This window comes from Oceanobacillus manasiensis, from assembly GCF_000724085.1.
Lineage (GTDB): Bacteria > Bacillota > Bacilli > Bacillales > Amphibacillaceae > Oceanobacillus_B > Oceanobacillus_B manasiensis.
This window is the reverse complement of the sequence record NZ_CCDL010000001.1, coordinates 729,481-750,994: the sequence shown is the minus strand read 5'-3', so window position 1 is coordinate 750,994 and position 21,514 is coordinate 729,481. Positions and strand designations below refer to the sequence as shown.

Genomic DNA, 21,514 nt, shown 5'->3' with positions numbered 1-21,514 from the left:
ATACAGTAGTAAATTACATTTAAAAAGCCTAGGAGACATGCAACTGTTGCTTGTCCCCTAGGCTTTTTATAATTTTTATTTAAATCTAATGTTTTCCATTACAAAGTTGCTTTTGGGATGTGTTGGAATTCGCCTCATGCTATACGAAAGGTCTTGAGCAGGAACCCCATACGCGATATCCTGCGTAAGGAAGGCTAGACTTGTTTGCATTAATTCAATGGTTAACCATTCACCCGCACAACGATGTCCTTTATCATACTCTCCGCCACCCTGTGGGATAAAGTCAAACGGACTTCCTTCCCAATCTTCAAATCGTTCTGGTTTAAAGCGATTCGGCTCTGACCAAAGTTCAGGACTATGATTTGTTCCGTATATATCGAGGATGACCAAGGTATCTTTTTTAAAATGATACCCCTGCCAGTCAAAGGCTTTTGCTGTCAAAGCTCCTGTAAAAGGTGCAAAAGGATAGTATCGACGAACTTCCTGTACAAACCATTTAACGTAATCCCCTTTATTGTCTGCCATCTTAGCTTTTGTTTTAGGGAAATCGTGAATTGCTAAGGCACCAAATGTGACAAAACGGGCGATCGCTACAATTGGACGTAATAGATTTAGAATTTCTACAGCCGCAGTGTGCGTATCAAGCAGGTTCCCGTCCAAATCTTTATGCCATGAAACGATATATAATGGCTTTGCCTCCTCTATGCGCAGTTCACCATTCCGGACACGTTCCACAATATCTTCAATCCATTTTTCAGCACGATTCCTGGCTACCCGCCCCTTCCAATGGCGAGGCCCCGAAGCACCAAAGGCATCTATCATATCACTTAAGTCTTGCGTTCTAATGGAGAGGTCTTTAGCCCATAATGGCACACCAACCCACTCACAAGCTGTTCGACACATTATTTTTTCTGCCTCAGGGAACAGTTCAATGTTGTCTTTTGTTACCCATTCTGTGGCAGACTGTTGCCATTTTTCTCGGCAAATTGTTGCGATTTCCTTTAGACTATCCCGAGTCATCAGGGACATAAACAGATGCTTTCGATGCTGATGTGCATCTCCATCCATGCCTTGGACGCCGCCGACACCAAACAAGCTTTCCTTAATCCGTTTGGGTGCAGCTCCTTCGCGCTTAAAGCACTCCTTATCATAAAACAGTTCTGTGGCTTCCTTACCACTGATGCAAATGACCTTTTTTCCAGCCATCATACGAGTCTGAAATATACGGGAACGATACTGCTGAAGGCGATTTGGCACAAAACGATAGCCTTCTTTAAGCAGCGCCATACTATGATCCAAGCCTTTTTCTTGCGGTATTTGCTTACCTGAATTCACCTACTACACTCCCCTTCTAAAATAAATTTTTCTAATAGTTTAAGTTTACCCATGTCTGATATTCTGAAACGGATAGTGTGGGATACAGTAGGAAAAGGGGTATGCGACGACCGCTTTCGTGGTGAACGGGACGGCCTTTGATTCTCACTAACTTTTGGTTGATTCCAACCCATGCTTGGTTGATTTAGCTGAGCTAAAAAACAAACTCAAAATGAGGCTGGGACATAAGAAAATCAAACAAGAAAAAATCGTACATTCAAACGGAGCAATGCAGAAAAAGTTCGAACACATCCGGATCCCCCCCTAATTTTTGGATATCTGAATCACACTTTAGCGAAGGATAAATACGGAGACTCCTTGAAAATGCATTCGCATTTTCTGCGTGCGATGAATCGCTGACGAAGCCTTACTTGTCCAGTGGGAACAGCACGAGTCCGAAGGCCCCGCAAGAAGCGATTTTTGCTTCTGAGGAGACTAAGGCCGTGCCCACGGAAAGCGGAGTATTTTCCTGAGCGGTAATTAAGCACTTGTTTATTATTGTTCGTTTTTTAAAAAGGCTGGGACGTTATGTCCCAGCCCTTTTCATTATTCGATTTAAGCGTTTAGTTTTGCAGCAACCTCAACCGTACGTTTCACCTGATGCTTCACAGCAGGCTCCACATTTTCAACCATTTTTCCATCTTGTCCCTGTGTCACGCTTGTTCCGTATGGATTTCCACCCGCTGCGGGAATAGAGTCATCAGTATAACCAGGCGCTACGATAATGGCACCCCAGTGCATCATAGTAGTATAGAAAGAAAGTGCTGTTGCTTCTTGTCCACCATGTGCGTTTGATGCAGAAACCATTACACTGACAGCTTTGTTAACTGTTTTTCCAGTTGCCCAAAGTCCGCCCTGTGAATCTATATATTGTTTCATTTGAGATGGGACATTACCAAAACGTGTTGGCATGCTGAAAATAATTGCATCAGCCCACTCTATATCATCAGAAGTTGCTTCTGGTACATCCTTTGTTGCTTCATAATGTTCCTTCCAAGCTGGGTTTGAAGCGATCGCTGCTTCAGGCGCTAATTCAGGTGCTTTTACTACACGTACTTCTGCACCTGCTTCCTTTCCTGCTTCTTCCGCCCATTTTGCCATTTGATAATTCGTTCCTGTAGAGCTATAGTAAATTACTGCTAATTTTACGTCTGCCATTGTTCTGTCTCCTTCTGCCTTAAAAATATGTTGTGTTTGTAAGGTACTCAGCCTATATTTTTCACATGCCATTGCATTTTATGCAAGGTAGTCTCACCCATATAATCTGCTTACATTACGTCACTATGCTAATAAAGATAAATGGTGATGTCAAATAACAAGCTTATAATAAGTAAGTATGTAGGGTTTAGATTGATAAGTAGCCTGTTAAAAGGTATAATGTATTATGTGAATAGTTCACAAATTTTGACGAACAAAGACAATAAAAATAAAGTATAGAGGGTGAGTACGTGGGTAAACGGATTTTTTACTTTTTACTAACGAACATTTTGGTATTAGCAACAATTTCAATTATTTTTATGCTAATACCGGGCACATGGAACTATATTGGGCCAGATGGCACAATTCAATTTGGTACATTACTTATATTTAGTGCAATTATCGGTTTTACAGGATCTTTTATTTCACTAGCTATGTCCAGATGGATGGCTAAGAAAATGATGGGCGTACGTGTACTGGACCCTAGTGGGAATTTATCTCAATCTGAGCGAGAAGTTGTAGAAAAGGTACACCGCCTTTCAAGAGCAGCTGGTCTTATGCACATGCCTGAAGTAGGGATGTATGATTCTCGTGAGGTAAACGCTTTTGCTACAGGACCTTCTAAAAAGCGTTCTCTCGTTGCCGTTTCAACTGGATTACTTCATGAAATGGATGACGATGCAGTTGAGGGTGTTATTGCACATGAAGTAGCTCACGTTGCAAATGGAGACATGGTTACAATGACACTGTTGCAAGGGGTTGTTAATACCTTTGTCGTATTCCTGGCACGAATTGCCGCATTTGCTGTAACGCGTTTTGTTAAGGAAGAACTGGCACCAATTGTCCACTTCCTTGCCATTATCTTCTTCCAAATTATCTTTTCCATACTGGGTAGCCTTGTTGTTTACGCGTACTCACGACACCGGGAATACCATGCCGATCGCGGGGGCGCTGACCTTGCAGGTAAAGATAAAATGAAACATGCGCTGGAATCATTGAAAACATATGCTGACCGTGTACGCGGTGATGACACCTCTGTCTCGACATTAAAAATTAATGGAAAACGTAAAATGAGCATTTTCTCTACACATCCAGATCTTAATGAACGAATTCGCCGTCTAAGTTAATTTCAAATCAGCTAAAGCCTTCTCTTTCCAAGAGGAGGCTTTTTCTAGTTTGCATTATTTGCTCAAAACCAGCCTTGTTCCCTAAACTTGGAGATTGCTTCTATCCGGTTACTTACGCCTAATTTATCTAGGATCACGGATACATAGTTTCGTACGGTACCATTCGTAAGGTATAACTCCTTGGCTATTTCTTTCGTTGTTTTCCCATCAGCAATAAGCTTAATTACCTGTTCCTCTCTATCCGTTAAAGGGCTTTCATCACGATACACCATATCAATTAATTCTGGTGCATAAATCCTCCTGCCGTCCATGATGGTACGTACAGCATCTACCAACTCCTCACTAGGGCTATCTTTTAATAAGTAACCTCTTACATTTGCAGAACGCGCACGCTGAAAATATCCACTACGAGCAAAAGTGGTAAGGATGATTACATGACAAGGCTCGCCCTTCAACTGTTCCGCTGCATCAAGTCCGCTTTTTACAGGCATCTCAATATCCATTATGCAAATATCTGGCTGTAGACTTTTCACCATTTTGATTGCTTCTTCCCCATTCTTGGCTTTCCCGATTACTTCCATATCCTCTTCCAAGTTTAGCAGGGAACCAAGTGCACTGAGCAGCATGCCTTGATCCTCTGCAATAACAATTCGTATCATTCAAGCCCTTCCTTTCCCTTTTGCTGGATCGCCTTAGGAATCCGTATGGTGAGGGTTGTGCCACCCAGTGTATCAACGGCTAAGTATCCATTTACGAAATCCAACCTTTCTTTTATGCCTTGGAGGCCATTTCCCTTTCGCAGTTCACCCGTTCCTACAGCCCCAACCCCATTATCACGAACAATGAGCACCTGTTCATTTTGGGTATTGCTAATGTCAACATGGCACATCGTCGCCTTACTATGTTTAACTACATTCGTAACTGCTTCTTTTAAACACATACCAAGCACATTTTCCACTAAAAGCGGTAGATCATTGCTTGTATTTTCTTCATTAAAATGAAATGTAATTTCTGCAGCTTCAAGAATGTGCTTTGCATGAATGATCTCATCTTTGAGTTTTGCATGCTTCATATCTGAAACCATTTCTCGCACTTCTTTTAAAGCCATACGCGCAGTGTGGTTGATATCATCCACTTCTTTTTTTGCTGTTTCAGGATCACGTTCTATAATTTTTTTTGCCAAGTCACTCTTCAACCCAATAAGGGAGAGCTTCTGGCCGAGTGTATCATGAAGATCCCTCGCGATCCGTTGTCGCTCTTCGATTACCATTAGTCTGGATATCTTCTGGTTGGCATCTTCCAGTTTCCTCTCTAACTTTTCCCGTTTGTTCCGGCTATTTAGCGTAAGAGGAAGAAGAATTACACCAACGATACTAACTACGATAAAAGGGGTTTGAGCAATAAACTGTGGACTATCCATTATAAAGCCAACACTGACTGCTGAGACTGTGGTGACCAGATTAACAATGTATAGAACGATAAAACCTGCTTTACTCTCTATATTCCCTATATAAAACGCAAGGAATAACGAGAAATAGACATATGCAAAATAGAGAATCATCCCAATACTGATCACTATTTCAATAGAAATCGAAACATATACGGTCCAACCTTTCTTTATAAAGGAAAGACGGTAGGTTGTGAAAAAGAGCACGATCAGCACAACTCCGAGCAATGTTTCCACGAGTGAGGTAGAGCGAAAGATAAAATAAAAAGGAAGCAGACAAAAAACAAGCCATGCGAACGCACTTAGCCCTGTACTCTTCGGAAAAATATGATACCAATTTTGCATATATGCCACCTCCGTACCTTCTTTCTATAAGCCGTTTATGTTTAAGCGCTTCTCACCTATTAGCAAAAATGTATGTTTCATAAAATTTTATACCTTTTTCCCATACAAAGCAAAACCCTTCAAGATATCTTGAAGGGCTTTGCTTGTTTACTCTTCCTGAAAGCTTGTCTTACCTGTGTTTATATTTAAATTGGTTTTTGGATTTTTAAGTAGAGCCTTTACTTCTTTGAAACTAACGAATGTCCTGGTCGCCTCATCATACAGACGAAAGCGGATGGACTGCAAGCTAGTTTTCAGCGTAATAGTCGTTGCCTTTTGAAGCGGTGGTGTGGATTCATGCGCTTGCTCAAGACGGTAATTTGGTACTCTCGGGCTTAGATGATGAACATGGTGATAACCAATGTTGCCTGTTAGCCACTGCATAACTTTTGGTAATTTGTAATAAGAACTACCATCAACTGCAGCTTTCACATAATCCCACTCTTCTTCATTTTCAAAATAGGAATCCTCAAACTGATGCTGTACATAAAACAGCCAAATACCGAGAGAACCAGAAATGAAAAGGATAGGAAGCTGAATGATTAGGAATGCCTGCCAGCCAATCGCCCAAATTAACAACCCATATATCAACACGATTGAAGTATTTATTAAATACGTATTCATTTTTTCCTTTTTCCTCGCACCTTTTCGGTTAAAGCGATTGGAAATAAGAAATAGGTAAATAGGTCCTAAACCAAACAGTACAAACGGATTACGGTATAAGCGGTATGCGAGTCTTCCCCAAACGGAAGCCGCTTTGTACTCTTCTACAGTCATGACCCATACATCACCTGTGCCACGTTTATCCAGATTACTACTTGTAGCATGATGTATCGCATGGTCTCTTTTCCACTTCTCAAAAGCAAACAGGGTGATAATGCCAGTAATGGTTCCCACTATCCGATTAGCTTTACTTCCATCAAAGAACGAACCGTGTGTACAGTCGTGAAAAATAATAAAGATCCGTATGACAAATCCTGATGCGATAACAGCAAGTGCTAGCGTAAGCCATATGGAAACAGCTAGGCTTTGATAAGCAAGAAACCACAACAATAAGAAAGGAAGAACGGTGTTCAACAGCTGTATAATACTTGCCTTACGATCCGAGCCTGTAAAAGGTTTTACACTGTTTCTTAATTGTGCTTGTTTTTGTTTACTCATATATACCCTCCAACGTTTTTATGACGAATTTTATCTATTACTATTATAAGAATTTCTTACAGTTAATATAAGTCATAAACGTCAAGAGGCATACATGACAAGTGTCATGTATATTTAGGATGCATTTCGCTTTTTCTCTATTTCTACATCATCCATAAAGGTAAAGTAAGGTAACATAATTCCAAGTATTGCTACCATACAAATGACACCACCAATTAATACATATAACGGCCTCACTCCCCATAATGTACTGCCAATACCTCCTAAAAATACACCAAGAGGCATCGCCCCTCTAATAATGAGCAAACGGACTGAAAACACTTTTCCCATTAGGTTGTTTGGCACTAATTTTTGACACAATGTTGTATTATGTACATTGAAAATAGCCATGGAAATTCCACCGATGACTTCGGTCGTGAACGCCATAAGAAAAGATGTGGTAAAACCTAAAACAACAAACGTCATTCCTCCTATAATTAAGGATCCCAGCATTACCTTTCTTCTACTTCCTTTTTTAATCCTACCGACGAGTATGGAACCGAGAACATAACCTAAAGGGAAACCTGCCATAAAGTAACCATATTCCGCAACAGTCCCATTTAACTCAGTGGTTATGTAAGGTAAATTGATCACCATTGTCACACCAACCCCAAACTGTACAAACGCTAAAAAAACACCGAGCCAGACAATAATCCTCTGCCGGAAAAAGTAGTGTATTCCTTCTGAAAATTGTTGCAGCCAGGTGCTCCGTGTCGTTTGCGGCACCCTCTTTTCATGAATTGGTAACAGTAATGCACCACTGATTCCTAATAAAGACCAGACTAAAAATAAGGTTGACTGTACACCAATATATTCTATGACCATCCCTGCCGTAAGAGGTGCCATAAACATCATGAGGCGGTTCGTTCCATCAACATATCCATTGGCTTTCATTAATTGTTCCTTCGGGATAATGGATGGTAAAATAGCCTGATTTGCAGGCACATAAAGTGGTGTAAGAAGACCTACTGCCAATTGAACACCATATATGTGCCAAACCTGAAGTATATCCGTTACAAAAAAGAGAAGAAGCAAGGCAAACAAAAAACTTCTGCTCCATAATGCAATGATCATAATCCACTTTCTACTCCACCGATCAATATAAGGACCAATAAATAACTGCAATAATAGGGATGGTAAAAAATAAAGCAGCCACATACTACCTAAAGCCATTGTAGAATAAGTCAGCGTGTAGATGAGCAGGCTATTGCAAAACGTTCCAAAAGCTCCCCCAAGCTCAGAGACCGCATTACCTAGCCATATTCGTGTAAAAGATGTGTTTTTAAATATATTCATCTAGTTATCAACCCTTCATATAAAGTGAAACTGCAATCAATGAGAGCTTTCTTTCCCCCACTGATTGTTAGTTGAACGAATCGGGGTGTTAGCGTCCGTTCCCCCCCCTCTTAAGCATCGCTGTTTCACTTCATGTTTTGAAGTGGGTGTATTATGGACGGTTTCGCCGGGATAAACCTATATGCCTAATCTTGATGAATGTATAAATCCAGTTCGTTTGCGAGAGATAAAAGTGCCTGCTTTTTCAGCACATACCTCGAATCCTTGACCTCTACTAACTGAGCTGAGCGAAGTAGCTTGAGATGATGGTGAATGGTCGATTTCCCTAAATCCAGTAGTTCAGTTAATTCATTTAAGCTACGACTCCCTTCAGAGAGGAGCTTGATCATACGCAATCTCATTTCATCACCTAATGCCTTATGCCGCAGTACAAGAAAGTTGTTTGGCATATACTTATCTTCAGGAGCGATACTTTCATTCGAGACTGGGTAGTAGAACACCTTTGTATCCTCCAAATCAGCAACAATGCTCCATGGTCGATAAACCATATGTGGGATCAAAAGCACATGATGAACATCCGGTTCAGGGACATAATGAACACCCGAAGTCGCCCATTCTACTAACGCTTCAGGCTTCATTTTCTCTTTTGCTGACAGCTTGGCCAGCATATCTGTATGAAGGATTGTTTTAACTCTTTCTTCATCTGACAAAATGACCGCTAGATACCAGCCCGTCATGACGTCAATTAGATGGCTTTTGAGAACATCTACTTCTTCTTTACAAACATACTCGATATACTGAGGAAAAAATGGATTGTCCTTCGTCTTCTCTTTTAATTTTTCCAATGCTTTCTCGTCCCCGTTTGCTGTATGTCTCCTCTCTTCCTGCACCTCGCTCCCCACGAAAGGAATACAAATGTATCGAAATTCCTCTTTATTTAGATCATGTATAAAAGCCGTAAATTCCTCTAGAGACGAAAAGTCCTGCTGGTGTAACAATTGAAGTAATGCCTTCCAGGTGTTATGCTTTTCCACCCAATTTAACTGCTGTTTCATGTTATCGGAAAGAGATGACCTCGTCTTTTTCCAATACTGTTCGGGTTGTTCCAAGGAATCCAGCAACGGTGTGTTGGTGATGGCCGCAATTCCCAGTGCACTTTCCCATAATAACGAGTATTTTATGTTCACTTGATAGGTTTGCCTCTTCCTGCTTGTTGCATTAATCAAATCCATATTCGCCGACCTCCTTTTCATTAATTCTACATTTATAGAACATATTATTCAATACATTTAGAATAGATAAATAAAAAAACCCGCTACATGTTACAGCAGGTTTTTCAGGATTTAGTAGGCTCAACTTTTATTATTAGTCAGATACTTTGAAGCTTCCAAGAGATTATTAAAAACCATGTCTGCTTCTATCTTGTGCTTATCACGCGTACCAACAAGGATGGTTTTCGTTCCTGCTTGTCTTCCAGCAACAATATCCGGCTCGCGGTCCCCAATCATGTAACTCTTCTCCAAATCAATGTCCCACTCCTCAGCCAAATCATGGATCATTTTAGGCATGGGCTTTCTGCAAGGGCAATTTTCATGTGGTTTGTGGGGACAGTAGGCAATTGCATCAACTTGTGCATCGTAGACTTCTAGCTGCTCTTGCATATGATCATGCACATTATGTAGCATACTTTCCTTCATAAACCCGAGTCCAATTCCACCTTGATTGGTAACGACGAAAACTTTATAGCCTGCCTCTTTTAGCAATTTTATTCCTTCCCCTACACCTTCTAGCAAATAAAAGTCTTCTGGCTTATTCACAAATTTCACTCTATCTGTTAGTACTTCATTAATTACACCATCACGATCCAAAAATACAGCTTGATTCATTTCTATAGACGCACTCCTTTTTTGTTAGTTTGATCTGAAGCAGGGTTTACATACGTGGAAAAGTGTTTGGATGGAGTGGTGGATGTTTCACTTTTGGGGTCAGTCTTGTCACTTTGGCCGCTTGTCTTGTCACTCTCTGGCTCTGTCTTGTCAACTTGGGTCCTTGTCTTGTCTATCTCCATCTCTGTCTTGTCAGTTTGAGTGCTTGTCTTGTCACTCACTTCTATCATCTATTCTTATTGCCCAATACAAAAGCCACGCAATGAAGCGTGGCTTAATAAAATCATGTTATCTTAACAGGCATTACCTTTTGTATCGCAGCAAAGTATTTCTGTTTATCTTCTTCTGTCATCCAAATATGAATCTTCCCGTGATCGGTGCTTGTCCGAATAAGTCGTCCAATTCCTTGGCGTAAACGAAGCAGCATATACGGCACGTCCACATCAGCTTCAGGACTCTCCACATGCTTACGTTTAGCTTGGAAAACAGGGTCCTTCGGTGGAAATGGCAAGGAGGCAATAATAACTTGAGTTAGTGCCTCTCCTGGTACGTCAAGTCCTTCCCACAGATGGTAGGCACAGAGCACAGCAGATTCATCAACTTGGAATCCCTTGACTGTCTCGCTAATCTCCCTATCCCCTTCATACAACACAGGGAAGTCCCATGCCTGACTGTCTGCCCATTTACGGAAAGCCTTCATTTCTTGAGCTGTAGCAAAAAGAACCAAGGATTTCCCGTTATTTTCGATAATATCTTTATAGATGGATTCATATTTCTCTTGCACATCCACCTCAACATGGCTAACTAATTGCATTTGTTCTTCATAATCAAATGGCGAGTTTACAGAGAAGGAATCATAAGACCTAATTCCAAGGCTATCAGCGAGATAGCTGAAATCTTCTCCTTGTGACAAGGTTGCGGAAGAGAAGACGAAAGGAATATCTTGTGAAAACACTTCTTTCCTTAACACTTCTTCCACCAGTCGTGGCATGATAACTAAACTCGTTTCACTGTCCGTTTTTTCCAGCCAATAGATTCCTTCATCGTCCCTTAACAGAATTGATAATCCATAGGAGAAAAACTCCAGATACTCTTCGATGATTTTAATGTGGTAATCATCAATGGTAAAGAGTTCAGCATCAAAAACAAGCTGCTCCAGCAACTCTTGTACATTAGTATGCAGCTTTTCAGCAAGTTCTTTCAACTTAGGAGTGAAGGTTATCTCATGACGTTCAGAACCTTCTACAGCAACTGCACTCTCTTCAAGCAAATCAAACCAATCATCATTTAAGGCTAGTATATCCTCAATTAAAAGCAGGGACTCTTCCCTCACATCTTGGCCCATATAACCTGTCAACACCCTGCTTAATGCGTGAAAATTGAAGCGATAGGTAAGACCCTTTTGAGCAGAAAACTCTAGCAGATGCCCTTCATCAAACACAACACAGCTTGATTCTGGAAGAAGAGGCATTTGGCCTTCTCTTTTACGGGAGTCCTTCGTCCAAATATGCTCCATATAAAAATCATGTGAACAAATAATTAAATCTGTAGCATGACGATAATAATCCCTATTCAGTGTTTGACCACTCCGATGGCGCCATTCACAGGTCGAGCATTGTTGTAACTGATCCCAACCGATCTCTTCCCACTTCTCATTAGGTACCCAAGGATATTCCTTGCGATCCCCATATCTTTCAAAGGACTGCATGGATGCCCCTGTATCAAATACGAAATCAGGGATCTCATCATGTACTCGGAGAATGTCCTCGTCATCCGTTTTATTTGCGATAGGATCAAGCTTTTTCATACATACGTAATTCTCTCTTGCTTTGGCAAGACGGACATCAACGTTAAGGCCTAATGCTTCTTCTAACTTTTCAATGTCGCCGCCCTTTTTAACGAGCTGTTCAATTAATGTCTCATCAGCGCAGGAAATGATTGCTGGCTTTCTTTTGTATCTCGCATAGCATATAGCGTATAGCAAGTACACAAAGGTTTTTCCGGTCCCAACACCCGCTTCAGCGAATATAGAATTTTTATTTTTAAAAGCCTGTTCAAGCTGAAAGGCCATATATATTTGTTCATCTCGTAGCTCATAGCCTTGTTCCGGCAAGATATCATAAAACACATCTCCAACATAATCTCCAAGCCGGTCAAAGAAATTTTCTGTCTTTGCAACAGTGAACGGAAGTGCATTTGGTTTCGTCATGGAAAACTCCTCTTTTAACATGGTTTAAAAGAGTAATTATACGTGATTTAGACGCTTCTGTCACTTGCTATACCTTTTTCCGCCACGCGGGAAAGCTCCATGCGAATTTGCAGGATTGACTCTCTTGAAAGCCAGTCCGTGTTAAATTGAAATTCTTCTCCATCGTCCAGTTTTAATATAATGAGCGTACTGACTGGAATATAACGTTTTATATCCTGTAGCATAATTTTTCTTCTTGGCATTAGAAATCCTTGATATACGGATATAAAGCCGTCCTCTATAATGATATAGTCTCTCATGGGCATCCTACTATAATGGATATACTGGATTAATCCAATAATTGCCGGCAAAAAGCTTATGAGTATAAGTCCAAAACCTGGGCTATAATGTTGTTGGGAACTAAAATACACCTGTATACATACTACGACTACTCCTGCGAACGCTGCACCAAGACCATTCCTACTCTTTTTCCTCCATATGGAACTATCCTCATAAGGAAAACGCACCTAAACATCCTTTCTATATATATATCGTTAATCATCAGACTTCATAAAGGTTTTAGGCATGACTGCTGCAATTACTTCTCCTTTTGCACAACATGTATCCTCCGCATACAATCCAACAGTAACACGCCATTTTTTCGGATGAATCTCCTCAATGGTACCTATTACAGTAAGGGGGACGTTCTGTGGAGTCGGCTTCAGGTAGTCAATGTGGAGCGATGCTGTAACAAACCGTGGAGGTTCTGGGCCTTCCCCTGGTTCAAATCCGTTCTTCCGATGTAAGGCCATTGCCGCAGAGGCAGTGCCATGGCAATCAATAATGGAAGCAATCAACCCACCATAAACAAAGCCAGGAATTGCCATATGCTCGTTACGAGGGAGGTAGCTCGTTACCGTCTTATCTCCATCCCACCTCGTCTTGATTTGCAATCCTTGTTCATTCAATCTGCCACAACCATAACACCAAGAATATCTTTCATCATATGTATCCTGAATTGCTATGCCCATTTGTTCTTCCATCATAACCCCTCCTTTTTTCAGTAGTATAGCACAAAGCACTTGTCGTTTTGTGTAGAATTCAGTCTTATGGTGACAGACGCTTTCATATTCGCTAAAATAGAAATATACATAATTATTCTTTAACAATGATGGGGGTTTGTTATGAAGCGATTGGTCGTATTAGGCGGGGGATATGGCGGACTGAAAGTAGTTCTTGGATTATTGGAGCATCAGTTGCCAGAATCAGTTGAAATTACATTGGTAGATCGAAATCCATACCATTCTATTAAAACAGAATTCTATACAATAGCTGCAGGTACATCTGCAGAAAAGGACGTGCGATTAAGTTTTCCAGAGGATGACCGTGTTCAATATGTTTATGGGGAAATTTTAAAAATTGATACGGAAAACGAGCAAATTTTATTCAAGGATTCTAGTAAAATTCTATCCTATGATTATTTAGTTATTGGATTAGGTTGTGAAGATAACTATCATGGCATCGAAGGGGCAGAAAAATTCACACAAAGTGTTCAGACCTTTGAAAAGGCTAGAAGAGCAGGTCTTGCGGTCTGTAATCTAAAAGCCTACGGAAAAGTTTCTGTAGTAGGGGCTGGACTTAGTGGTATTGAAGTCGCCTCAGAAATAAGGGAGAGCAGGCCAGATCTAAACATCCGTTTGCTTGATCGCGGAGCCTCTGTTTTGAAAGCATTCGACACTAAAATTCAAGAATACGTGGCAGATTGGTTTGTAAAAAATGATGTAGATGTTTTGCATCATGCCAGTGTAGAATATGTGGAAAAAGACGGTGTTTGTAATAACGGTGTTTGCTATGTAAACGATGTGACCATTTGGACAGCCGGAGTACAACCTAACTATCTAGTAAGGGAGCTACCATTTGCGAAGGATTCCCAAGATAAAATTATCCTGAATGACTATTACCAGGTTCCTGATCAGCCAAATGTGTATGTAGTTGGTGATTGTGCAGCTTCTGAATACTCACCAAGTGCTCAGCTGGCTGGACAGCAAGGTGAACATATTGCAGAGGTTTTGCTTGCAATATTACGGGATAAAGAACCGAGTAAACCGAAGGAAATTAAATTAAAAGGAACACTGGGATCACTAGGGAAGTCTGATGGTTTCGGCAATATGATGCAGAAACCAATGACAGGTCTCCTGCCAAGGCTAGCTAAATCCGGTGTATTATGGCTTAACAAACGCCACTAATTTAGAAGCTTGCTCGGCATAATACAGTGCTTCGTTCCTCTTGTCTTCATACATAAAACCCAAGCCGATTAGTGGCTTGGGTTTTCATTATAATAGTAAAAATATGAGAGCAGGTGCAATTACAGATACCACGACCGCACTAATTACCATGGCCACTGTACTAACTGATCCTGCCAATTGGCTATCCTCCATTAAGGTTGCTGTACCGATGGCATGAGAAGCACTTCCCATACCTACACCCCTTCCAAGATAGTGATCCAATCGAAACAGACGAAAGACAAGATTATGAATTAAGACACCACCTATACCCGCAAACATGACAAACACAGCAGCTAACGGGATAATCCCCCCTAAGTTTTCTGTCACTGCCATGGCGACAGGAGTCGTAACAGACTTTGGTGTTAATGCATAAATAATCGATTCCTCAAACCCTGCCCATTTGGCCATTAAAACGCCAGAGGAAATGCCTACCACCGCTCCTAGTGAAGTCCCAACCAGCAAGGGAATCAATAATTCCCTTAGTGTATGGCGTTGCATGTACAAAGGATATGCTAACGCAACAACAGCTGGGCCAAGTAGATGGTCAATCCATTGTCCTCCAAGCATATATGTTTCATAAGGTATTTGGAAAATGAGAAGTACACAAATAATGAGAACGGTAGAGATAATGACTGGAGCTGTAATGGTAACATTCCATCTTTTATGGACATAAAGTGAAAAAACATACGTGATACAAGTACCGAGAATAGCGGTTAAACCAATTAAAAAATCAATCATGTTCTTCAGCCCTCCGTTTAATCAGTAACTGACTTGTAGCTCCTGATATTCCCATCACAAGCATTGTACTAATGAGGGCAATTAAAATTAGAAGGGAGCCTATTCCTGCAAATACTTCATAATAATCTAATACTCCTACAGTGACTGGAATAAAAAAGAGTGCTAGATTGTCTACAATAAAGCGGGCTCCATTTTCTATCCATGTGATCTTTACCACCTTTAGAGATAAGAAGATAAAAAGCAATATCATCCCAATTACACTTCCAGGCACGAACAGGTTAAACGTGTTCTGGATTAACATGCCAACCTGATAAAATACAATCAACACAATGGTGTGAAGAATTATCTTTCCGATATTTAACATGATGACTGACACTCCATTTTTAAGAAATACATTCATTATAGCATTATAAAAGGTGAGCAGTGTGTATAACTGCTCACCTTTCCATTCTGTTAACCCAATAATTATTTCTTAAGGGTGTACACAACTTTTTTCAGTATTTCCATTAGTATTACGGCTGCTAGCGATAATCCTGCTGCAATTGCCCAATCCTGCAAGCCGAACGTTGCAGGGATAGAAAAGACGTCTCGCGCAAATGGTAGGACAGTAATTCCATAAAGCACCAAACAAAGGGCTACAGCACCAATTACATACTTATTACGGAAGAAACCAGCTTCAAAGGCAGTTTGGGTATTGGATCTAGCTGCAAACGTTTGGAGTGACCTTGCAAGAATTAGTGTCGTAAAGGCCATCGCTACACCCATTTCATCGGAATGCTGTAGTCCGATATAGTGCGAAATGATGACGGCGATTCCAATCAAAATACCTCGTGTCAGCACAGCACGCGTTGTTCCACCAGAAAAAATGCCTTCATCAATATTTCGTGGTTTCCGTTTCATTACCTCTGGCTCAGACTTCTCCATTCCAAGGGCAATGGCCGGCAAGGAGTCATTAACCAGGTTAATAAATAACAGTTGCAATGCTGTGAACGGGTTTGCCCAATTAAAAATCACAGCAAACAAAATAGCTATAATAGCACCGAGGTTTCCGGCAAACAAATAGCCAATTGCTTTCTTAATATTATCAAATACTGTTCTTCCAACCCCAACAGCATTAACAATCGAAACAAAATTATCATCTGTCAAAATCATAGCAGAAGAGTCTTTCGCAACATCCGTTCCGCTCCCCATTGCAATTCCAATATCTGCTTGTTTTAATGCAGGAGCATCATTTACCCCGTCTCCAGTCATTGCTGTAATGCTGTTTCGCTTTTGCCAAGCTCGAACGATACGAATTTTATTTTCTGGCGAAACCCTTGCATATACGGATATGCTCTCCAGCTTTTCCTCTAGCTCTTCCTCTGACATGGCATCAAGTTCCTGCCCTGTTACGGCAATATCATCTTGATCCATTAAACCAACATCGCGACCTATAGCTTGTGCTGTTGTTTTATGGTCACCTGTAATCATCACAGTACGAATGCCAGCCTTTTTGGATTCCTCAATCGAGCCATATACCGCCTCACGTGGTGGGTCCATCATGGCTGTCAAACCAATGAGAACAAAATCCTTCTCGTCTTCTTGCCCAATAGGTGCGTGGCCTTCTTGCAGACGTTTGTAACCATAGGCCAAAACGCGGAGTGCCTGTTTCGAGAAATCTTCATTTGCCTCATGAAAACTCTTTAGTAGTTCGTCTGTTATTGGCTTTTCCTCACCATCAAGAAGCACATAGGCTGCCCGCTCAAACATTACATCAGGTCCGCCCTTTACTAGCATCCGCTTTGTTCCATCAATGGTATAGACAGTAGACATGAGTTTACGATCTGAATCGAAAGGAAGCTCTTCTTCCCGGTCATACGTTTTACGTAATGCTTCATAATCCCCATATACTTTATTGCCAAAATGGATGAGCGCTACTTCTGTAGGGTCGCCTATTTCCTGACCTTCTTCATTAATATAGGAATCATTACATAGTACAGCAGTGTAAACGAGCAATTTCTGCGGTTCATCCCACTCCTTAGGGGAAGTGGGCAGCTCGGTTTTTTCCTTTCCAGGTAAGTAATGGTCCATCACCGTCATCTTGTTTTGTGTCAACGTTCCGGTCTTATCTGTACAGATGACACTTGTGGAACCAAGGGTTTCGACAGCAGGGAGTTTACGAATAATAGCATGCTGTCTTGCCATTTTGTTTGTCCCAACAGAAAGAACGATCGTTACAATGGAAGATAGTGCTTCAGGTATTGCTGCTACCGCGATGGCTACAGAGAACATTAGTGCATTTAAAATTGCTGTTGTCGTGTCTGCATCACTATCTCCGAACCATATTCGTCCAACCTGTACCGCAAAAATAATAATACAAAGAAGCAAAATACCTATACCGAGCTTTTTACTAAAGCTATCTAATTTACGCTGGAGTGGTGTCTGCTTTTCTTCCGCTGTCTCAATCATCCCAGCGATTTTCCCAATCTCTGTTTCCTTTCCTGTTCCCGTAACGACTAATGTACCACGGCCATATACAATCAGGGAGCTACTGAAGACCATGTTCTTCCGATCACCTAAAGCTACTTCTTCATCAATAACCTTTGTCTCTTTTTCGACAGCTTCCGATTCTCCTGTTAGCATCCCTTCATCGACTTTCAATGAGCCGCTTTCTAATACCCTTCCATCAGCAGGAACATAGTCCCCTGCCTCTAAAAACACAACATCTCCTGGTACTAGCTCCCGGGCAGCAATGGTCTGCTTCGTACCATCTCGAATTACTTGAGCAACAGGGGCAGACATACTCCGTAAAGCTTCCAAGGAACCTTCTGCTTTTCGTGTCTGTATCACACTAATAACCGAATTGATTAAAAGTACAAGGAAAATAATGAGGGATTCAATTACTTCGCCTAACAAGAGTTGTATACCAGCTGCGATTAATAGAACAATAACCATGGAGTCCTTAAATGTTTCAAGGAATAACTTCCAAATAGGTTCTCTCTCTTTTTCTTCTATCTCGTTATATCCCGTTTTTTCTAACCTATGTTTTACATCTGTACTAGTTAATCCATTTTCAGATGTGTTTAAATGATCCAGTACATCTTCAGATTTTTGCTGATAAAATTTCATATTCTCTTCCTTCCTACCACTAGTATTTACGTGTTACGAAAAAAAATGACTGTTAATTTTGTATCGCTAAGTTGTAGCTTCCTCTGCTAAAAAAGCTTATAAAAAAAGCGAGACCTTTGCCTATATATAAGTAGGCAAAGGTCTCGCTGAACATTAACTGTCAATAAAGCCGATGGCAATAGCCATGTAATGACGACTTTATTATGGAAAAGGTTGCCCTATTCCACCCGCTACTCCCCTTTGAGAGTCCGTAATTTAATTTCTTTAATTTTAGCACATACCCTTTTATAAAACAAAGCAGAACCTAATTGATTTTTTTCCAATGGCTCTGCTAGCTTTTAGATTATGAATATATTGATCGATTTATTTTTCTCTCACCATGTAGAAAAAAACAGACCGGTTTTTGTATATAACCGATCCTTTGGTATGGAGAATACCTAATTAATTTGTTCAGCCCATTCCGCAAGGCGATTCTCTGTTTCTTTTAAATTCTTTTCCGCTTTCGAGATCTGTTCTTCCACACGATTTTTTGCTGTACCACCAGCTACATTTCGAGCGTTAACCACTGCCTCTGGTGTCAGGAAATCAAATACATCCTCTTCTATAATCGAAGAGAATCCTATAATCTCCTCCAACTTCATATCCAGCAAGTACTTATTATGCTGAATACAATGAAGCACAATCTCCCCTACCACCGCATGAGATTCCCGGAAGGCCATTCCTTTACCAACAAGATAATCAGCTAAATCTGTTGCATTGGAAAAGTCATTTCGAACGGCTTCATACATGTTTTCTTTTTTTACATGCATTGTTTCCATCATAGGAGCAAACAGAGCAAGGGCTCCTTTTAACGTCTCCACCGTATCAAACATGCCCTCTTTATCCTCCTGCATATCTTTATTGTAGGCTAATGGGAGTCCTTTAAGTGTCGTCAGCATGCCAATTAAATTTCCGTAAATACGGCCTGTCTTCCCTCTTACAAGTTCAGCTACATCTGGGTTTTTCTTCTGTGGCATCATACTGCTGCCTGTACAAAAAGCATCATCTAGCTCAATAAAATTGAATTCTGCACTGGACCATTGGACAAGCTCTTCACAAAGCCTTGATAAGTGTGTAGAAATAAGTGCTGCATTTCCGAGGAATTCCACAACAAAGTCTCTGTCACTAACTGCATCCAGACTATTTTCGCATATTCCATCAAATCCTAATTGATCTGCTACAAACTCCCGATCGATCCCAAAGGTTGTGCCAGCAAGGGCACCTGCCCCTAGTGGCGATTTATTAACACGTTTCCAGCTATCACCAAGCCGCTCAACATCACGCTGGAGCATAAAGACATATGCCAGCATATGATGCGAAAACAAGACAGGTTGGGCGCGTTGGAGGTGAGTATAGCCAGGTAATACGGTATCGATATTTTTCTTCGCCTGCTCAAGCAACGCCCCTTGCAAGTTAGCCACTAACTGACTGATATCCATCAGAGCATCACGTAAGTAGAGCCGCATATCTAATGCTACCTGATCATTTCTGCTTCTGCCTGTGTGTAGTTTTCCGCCAACAGGACCAATCTCATCTATTAGTAGTTTTTCTACATTCATATGGATGTCTTCCTGCTCTTCACTTAACACAGCTTCTCCATTGTTGATCTTCTCTAAAACAATCTTGAGCCCGGCAGTTATCTCTTTTGCATCGCCCTCACTAAGGATTGCGCATTTTTCCAGCATTGCTACATGAGCTAAACTTCCTTTAATATCATAAGTGGCAAGCTTTTTATCAAAATGAATGGAAGCTGTATATTCATCAACTAACTGATTGGTTGGTTTCGTGAATCTTCCTCCCCATAGTTTCATGGTTTCACAGCTTCTTTTACATCTAAGATTGCCTTTTCTATCGCTTCATCCTTGTTTGCAAAGGTATGATTAACAGTAGAGTGTACCTTTGTTGGCAGCCCCCAAAGTTTTATAAACCCAAGTGCCGCATCATGATCGAATGCGTCATCAGCATTGTATGTTGCTAGGTCCAAGTCATAAAGTGACTGTGCTGACTCACGCCCCACCACTTGTGCATGGCCTTTATATAGCTTCACCTTAACTGTACCTGAGACATGTGCCTGCGTCTCTTCAATAAATGCTGTCAAAGCGTTTGTCAAAGGAGAATACCATAGTCCATCATAGACAGTTTGTGCTAGCTTTTGCTCAATTATTGGTTTAAACTGTGCTACTTCACGTGGTAATGTTAGTGCCTCAAGCTCCTGATGTGCAGCAATCAGGGTAAGTGCTGCTGGTGCCTCATAAATTTCTCTTGATTTAATTCCTACAAGACGATTCTCTACATGATCGATACGACCGACACCATGTTTTCCAGCTATTTCATTTAACTTTAAAATAAGTTTGTCTAATGATAATGCTTCCCCATCAAGTGACACAGGGGTACCTTCCTTAAACGTTATTTGAATGGTCTCGGGATCATTTGGAGCATTGACAGGGTTAACTGTTAAATCGTAAGCTTCCTCAGGTGCTTCTGCCCATGGATCTTCGAGTACCCCACATTCGTTACTGCGTCCCCATAGATTCTGGTCAATGCTAAACGGGTTATCAACATCAACTGGTACAGGAATACCATTTTCCTTTGCGTACTTCATTTCTTCCTCTCTTGACATTGCCCACTCACGAACAGGGGCTACTATTTTCAAATCTGGGTTTAGTGCAGTAAACGCAACATCAAATCGCACTTGATCATTCCCCTTACCTGTACAACCATGTGCTACAGCTACCGCTCCTTCTTTTTCCGCAATGTTTACAAGGACCTTAGCAATTAACGGACGGGATAGTGCTGAAATTAAAGGGTATTTTCCTTCGTAAAGCAAATTCGACTTCAAAGCAGGTAATACGAACTGGTTAGCAAATAGCTCCTTGGCATCAATAACATAAGACTTAATGGCACCTACTTTTAATGCCTTTTCTTTAACAAAGTCCAAATCCTTTCCTTCCCCAACATCTAACGCAACAGCAATCACATCATAATTATATTTATCCTGTAGCCATTTCACAGCTACTGAAGTATCCAATCCACCTGAATATGCTAAAACTATTTTTTCCTTACCCATTTATTCAACACTCCTTCAACTTTGCTTATCTTATGAATTATTATGCAACATTATGGATAATTATTCAATAGTAATCTGGTGTTTTTTTTAAAATAGTCAAAATGGATTAAATGGTTACTGTATTTAAAGCGCATAGTCAGTAATAAATTGCTTGTCCATGAATATAAATAAAGATGCC

General features: G+C 40.8%; 19 protein-coding genes and 1 riboswitch. Of the genes, 2 read left to right on the top strand and 17 right to left on the bottom strand.

Annotated elements, in window-relative coordinates; all coding sequences use genetic code 11:
• Positions 1-75 precede the first annotated feature (75 nt).
• Positions 76-1,335 carry a cytochrome P450 gene (locus BN985_RS03940; RefSeq protein ID WP_042221230.1) on the bottom strand — a complete coding sequence of 420 codons (1,260 nt, stop codon included), beginning with the start codon at positions 1,333-1,335 and terminating at the stop codon, positions 76-78.
• Between the two features lie 594 nt (positions 1,336-1,929).
• Positions 1,930-2,532: an NAD(P)H:quinone oxidoreductase gene (gene wrbA, locus BN985_RS03935; protein ID WP_042221229.1), complete on the bottom strand. Its 603-nt coding sequence runs from the start codon at positions 2,530-2,532 to the stop codon at positions 1,930-1,932.
• Between the two features lie 290 nt (positions 2,533-2,822).
• Here wrbA and htpX point away from each other — a divergent pair, with 290 nt between their 5' ends.
• Complete coding sequence (gene htpX / locus BN985_RS03930) at positions 2,823-3,698, top strand: protease HtpX (protein ID WP_042221228.1); 876 nt, start codon at positions 2,823-2,825, stop codon at positions 3,696-3,698.
• Between the two features lie 62 nt (positions 3,699-3,760).
• Here htpX and BN985_RS03925 read toward each other — a convergent pair whose 3' ends face one another.
• The 10 genes from BN985_RS03925 to BN985_RS03880 form a co-directional block, all read right to left on the bottom strand.
• A complete protein-coding gene (locus tag BN985_RS03925) occupies positions 3,761-4,357 on the bottom strand; it encodes a response regulator transcription factor (protein WP_042221226.1) in 597 nt (198 codons plus the stop codon).
• Positions 4,354-5,490 (bottom strand): sensor histidine kinase, encoded by a 1,137-nt coding sequence (locus tag BN985_RS03920; RefSeq protein ID WP_042221225.1) that lies wholly within the window; start codon positions 5,488-5,490, stop codon positions 4,354-4,356. Before BN985_RS03920 ends, BN985_RS03925 begins: the two co-directional genes overlap by 4 nt.
• A 147-nt stretch (positions 5,491-5,637) precedes the next feature.
• Positions 5,638-6,690, bottom strand: a complete 1,053-nt coding sequence (locus BN985_RS03915) for a fatty acid desaturase (RefSeq protein ID WP_042221224.1) — start codon at positions 6,688-6,690, stop codon at positions 5,638-5,640.
• Between the two features lie 114 nt (positions 6,691-6,804).
• Positions 6,805-8,025, bottom strand: coding sequence for an MFS transporter (locus BN985_RS03910; protein ID WP_042221223.1), 1,221 nt, complete (start codon positions 8,023-8,025; stop codon positions 6,805-6,807).
• A gap of 185 nt (positions 8,026-8,210) precedes the next feature.
• Complete coding sequence (locus BN985_RS03905; RefSeq protein ID WP_042221221.1) at positions 8,211-9,257, bottom strand: ArsR/SmtB family transcription factor; 1,047 nt, start codon at positions 9,255-9,257, stop codon at positions 8,211-8,213.
• A gap of 120 nt (positions 9,258-9,377) precedes the next feature.
• Positions 9,378-9,911, bottom strand: a complete 534-nt coding sequence (locus tag BN985_RS03900; RefSeq protein WP_042221220.1) for a D-glycero-alpha-D-manno-heptose-1,7-bisphosphate 7-phosphatase — start codon at positions 9,909-9,911, stop codon at positions 9,378-9,380.
• A gap of 2 nt (positions 9,912-9,913) precedes the next feature.
• Complete coding sequence (locus tag BN985_RS03895) at positions 9,914-10,132, bottom strand: hypothetical protein (protein WP_198029964.1); 219 nt, start codon at positions 10,130-10,132, stop codon at positions 9,914-9,916.
• Positions 10,133-10,194: 62 nt separating this feature from the next.
• Positions 10,195-12,120: an ATP-dependent DNA helicase gene (locus BN985_RS03890; protein ID WP_042221218.1), complete on the bottom strand. Its 1,926-nt coding sequence runs from the start codon at positions 12,118-12,120 to the stop codon at positions 10,195-10,197.
• A gap of 47 nt (positions 12,121-12,167) precedes the next feature.
• The gene (locus BN985_RS03885; protein ID WP_042221217.1) at positions 12,168-12,626 is read right to left on the bottom strand and encodes a hypothetical protein; all 459 of its coding nucleotides are present in this window, start codon (positions 12,624-12,626) and stop codon (positions 12,168-12,170) included.
• A 27-nt stretch (positions 12,627-12,653) separates the two neighbouring features.
• Positions 12,654-13,142 (bottom strand): PaaI family thioesterase, encoded by a 489-nt coding sequence (locus BN985_RS03880; protein WP_042221215.1) that lies wholly within the window; start codon positions 13,140-13,142, stop codon positions 12,654-12,656.
• 141 nt (positions 13,143-13,283) lie between these two features.
• On the opposite strand from BN985_RS03880, the gene BN985_RS03875 reads away from it, so the two are divergent.
• Positions 13,284-14,345 (top strand): NAD(P)/FAD-dependent oxidoreductase, encoded by a 1,062-nt coding sequence (locus BN985_RS03875; protein WP_042221214.1) that lies wholly within the window; start codon positions 13,284-13,286, stop codon positions 14,343-14,345.
• An 87-nt stretch (positions 14,346-14,432) separates the two neighbouring features.
• On the opposite strand, the gene BN985_RS03870 is transcribed toward BN985_RS03875, so the two are convergent.
• The 5 genes from BN985_RS03870 to BN985_RS03850 form a co-directional block, all read right to left on the bottom strand.
• Positions 14,433-15,122 carry an LrgB family protein gene (locus BN985_RS03870; protein ID WP_042221213.1) on the bottom strand — a complete coding sequence of 230 codons (690 nt, stop codon included), beginning with the start codon at positions 15,120-15,122 and terminating at the stop codon, positions 14,433-14,435.
• A complete protein-coding gene (locus BN985_RS03865; RefSeq protein WP_042221211.1) occupies positions 15,115-15,486 on the bottom strand; it encodes a CidA/LrgA family protein in 372 nt (123 codons plus the stop codon). The genes BN985_RS03870 and BN985_RS03865 overlap by 8 nt, the downstream gene beginning before the upstream one ends.
• Positions 15,487-15,587: 101 nt before the next feature.
• Positions 15,588-18,230, bottom strand: coding sequence for a cation-translocating P-type ATPase (locus BN985_RS03860; RefSeq protein WP_042221210.1), 2,643 nt, complete (start codon positions 18,228-18,230; stop codon positions 15,588-15,590).
• 148 nt (positions 18,231-18,378) lie between these two features.
• Positions 18,379-18,481: riboswitch (yybP-ykoY riboswitch) on the bottom strand.
• 186 nt (positions 18,482-18,667) lie between these two features.
• Positions 18,668-20,080, bottom strand: coding sequence for an argininosuccinate lyase (gene argH, locus BN985_RS03855; protein WP_042221209.1), 1,413 nt, complete (start codon positions 20,078-20,080; stop codon positions 18,668-18,670).
• Positions 20,077-21,336, bottom strand: a complete 1,260-nt coding sequence (locus BN985_RS03850; RefSeq protein ID WP_042221208.1) for an argininosuccinate synthase — start codon at positions 21,334-21,336, stop codon at positions 20,077-20,079. The genes argH and BN985_RS03850 overlap by 4 nt, the downstream gene beginning before the upstream one ends.
• Positions 21,337-21,514 lie beyond the last annotated feature (178 nt).

Excerpts from the sequence above, each read along its gene's own strand:
- BN985_RS03900 (WP_042221220.1), bottom strand. The coding sequence starts at position 9,911 with ATGAATCAAGCTGTATTTTTGGATCGTGATGGTGTAATTAATGAAGTA.
- BN985_RS03875 (WP_042221214.1), top strand. The coding sequence starts at position 13,284 with ATGAAGCGATTGGTCGTATTAGGCGGGGGATATGGCGGACTGAAAGTA.
- BN985_RS03920 (WP_042221225.1), bottom strand. The coding sequence starts at position 5,490 with ATGCAAAATTGGTATCATATTTTTCCGAAGAGTACAGGGCTAAGTGCG.
- BN985_RS03925 (WP_042221226.1), bottom strand. The coding sequence starts at position 4,357 with ATGATACGAATTGTTATTGCAGAGGATCAAGGCATGCTGCTCAGTGCA.
- wrbA (WP_042221229.1), bottom strand. The coding sequence starts at position 2,532 with ATGGCAGACGTAAAATTAGCAGTAATTTACTATAGCTCTACAGGAACG.
- BN985_RS03860 (WP_042221210.1), bottom strand. The coding sequence starts at position 18,230 with ATGAAATTTTATCAGCAAAAATCTGAAGATGTACTGGATCATTTAAAC.
- BN985_RS03905 (WP_042221221.1), bottom strand. The coding sequence starts at position 9,257 with ATGGATTTGATTAATGCAACAAGCAGGAAGAGGCAAACCTATCAAGTG.
- argH (WP_042221209.1), bottom strand. The coding sequence starts at position 20,080 with ATGAAACTATGGGGAGGAAGATTCACGAAACCAACCAATCAGTTAGTT.
- BN985_RS03865 (WP_042221211.1), bottom strand. The coding sequence starts at position 15,486 with ATGTTAAATATCGGAAAGATAATTCTTCACACCATTGTGTTGATTGTA.
- BN985_RS03870 (WP_042221213.1), bottom strand. The coding sequence starts at position 15,122 with ATGATTGATTTTTTAATTGGTTTAACCGCTATTCTCGGTACTTGTATC.
- BN985_RS03880 (WP_042221215.1), bottom strand. The coding sequence starts at position 13,142 with ATGGAAGAACAAATGGGCATAGCAATTCAGGATACATATGATGAAAGA.
- BN985_RS03910 (WP_042221223.1), bottom strand. The coding sequence starts at position 8,025 with ATGAATATATTTAAAAACACATCTTTTACACGAATATGGCTAGGTAAT.
- BN985_RS03915 (WP_042221224.1), bottom strand. The coding sequence starts at position 6,690 with ATGAGTAAACAAAAACAAGCACAATTAAGAAACAGTGTAAAACCTTTT.
- BN985_RS03850 (WP_042221208.1), bottom strand. The coding sequence starts at position 21,336 with ATGGGTAAGGAAAAAATAGTTTTAGCATATTCAGGTGGATTGGATACT.
- BN985_RS03890 (WP_042221218.1), bottom strand. The coding sequence starts at position 12,120 with ATGACGAAACCAAATGCACTTCCGTTCACTGTTGCAAAGACAGAAAAT.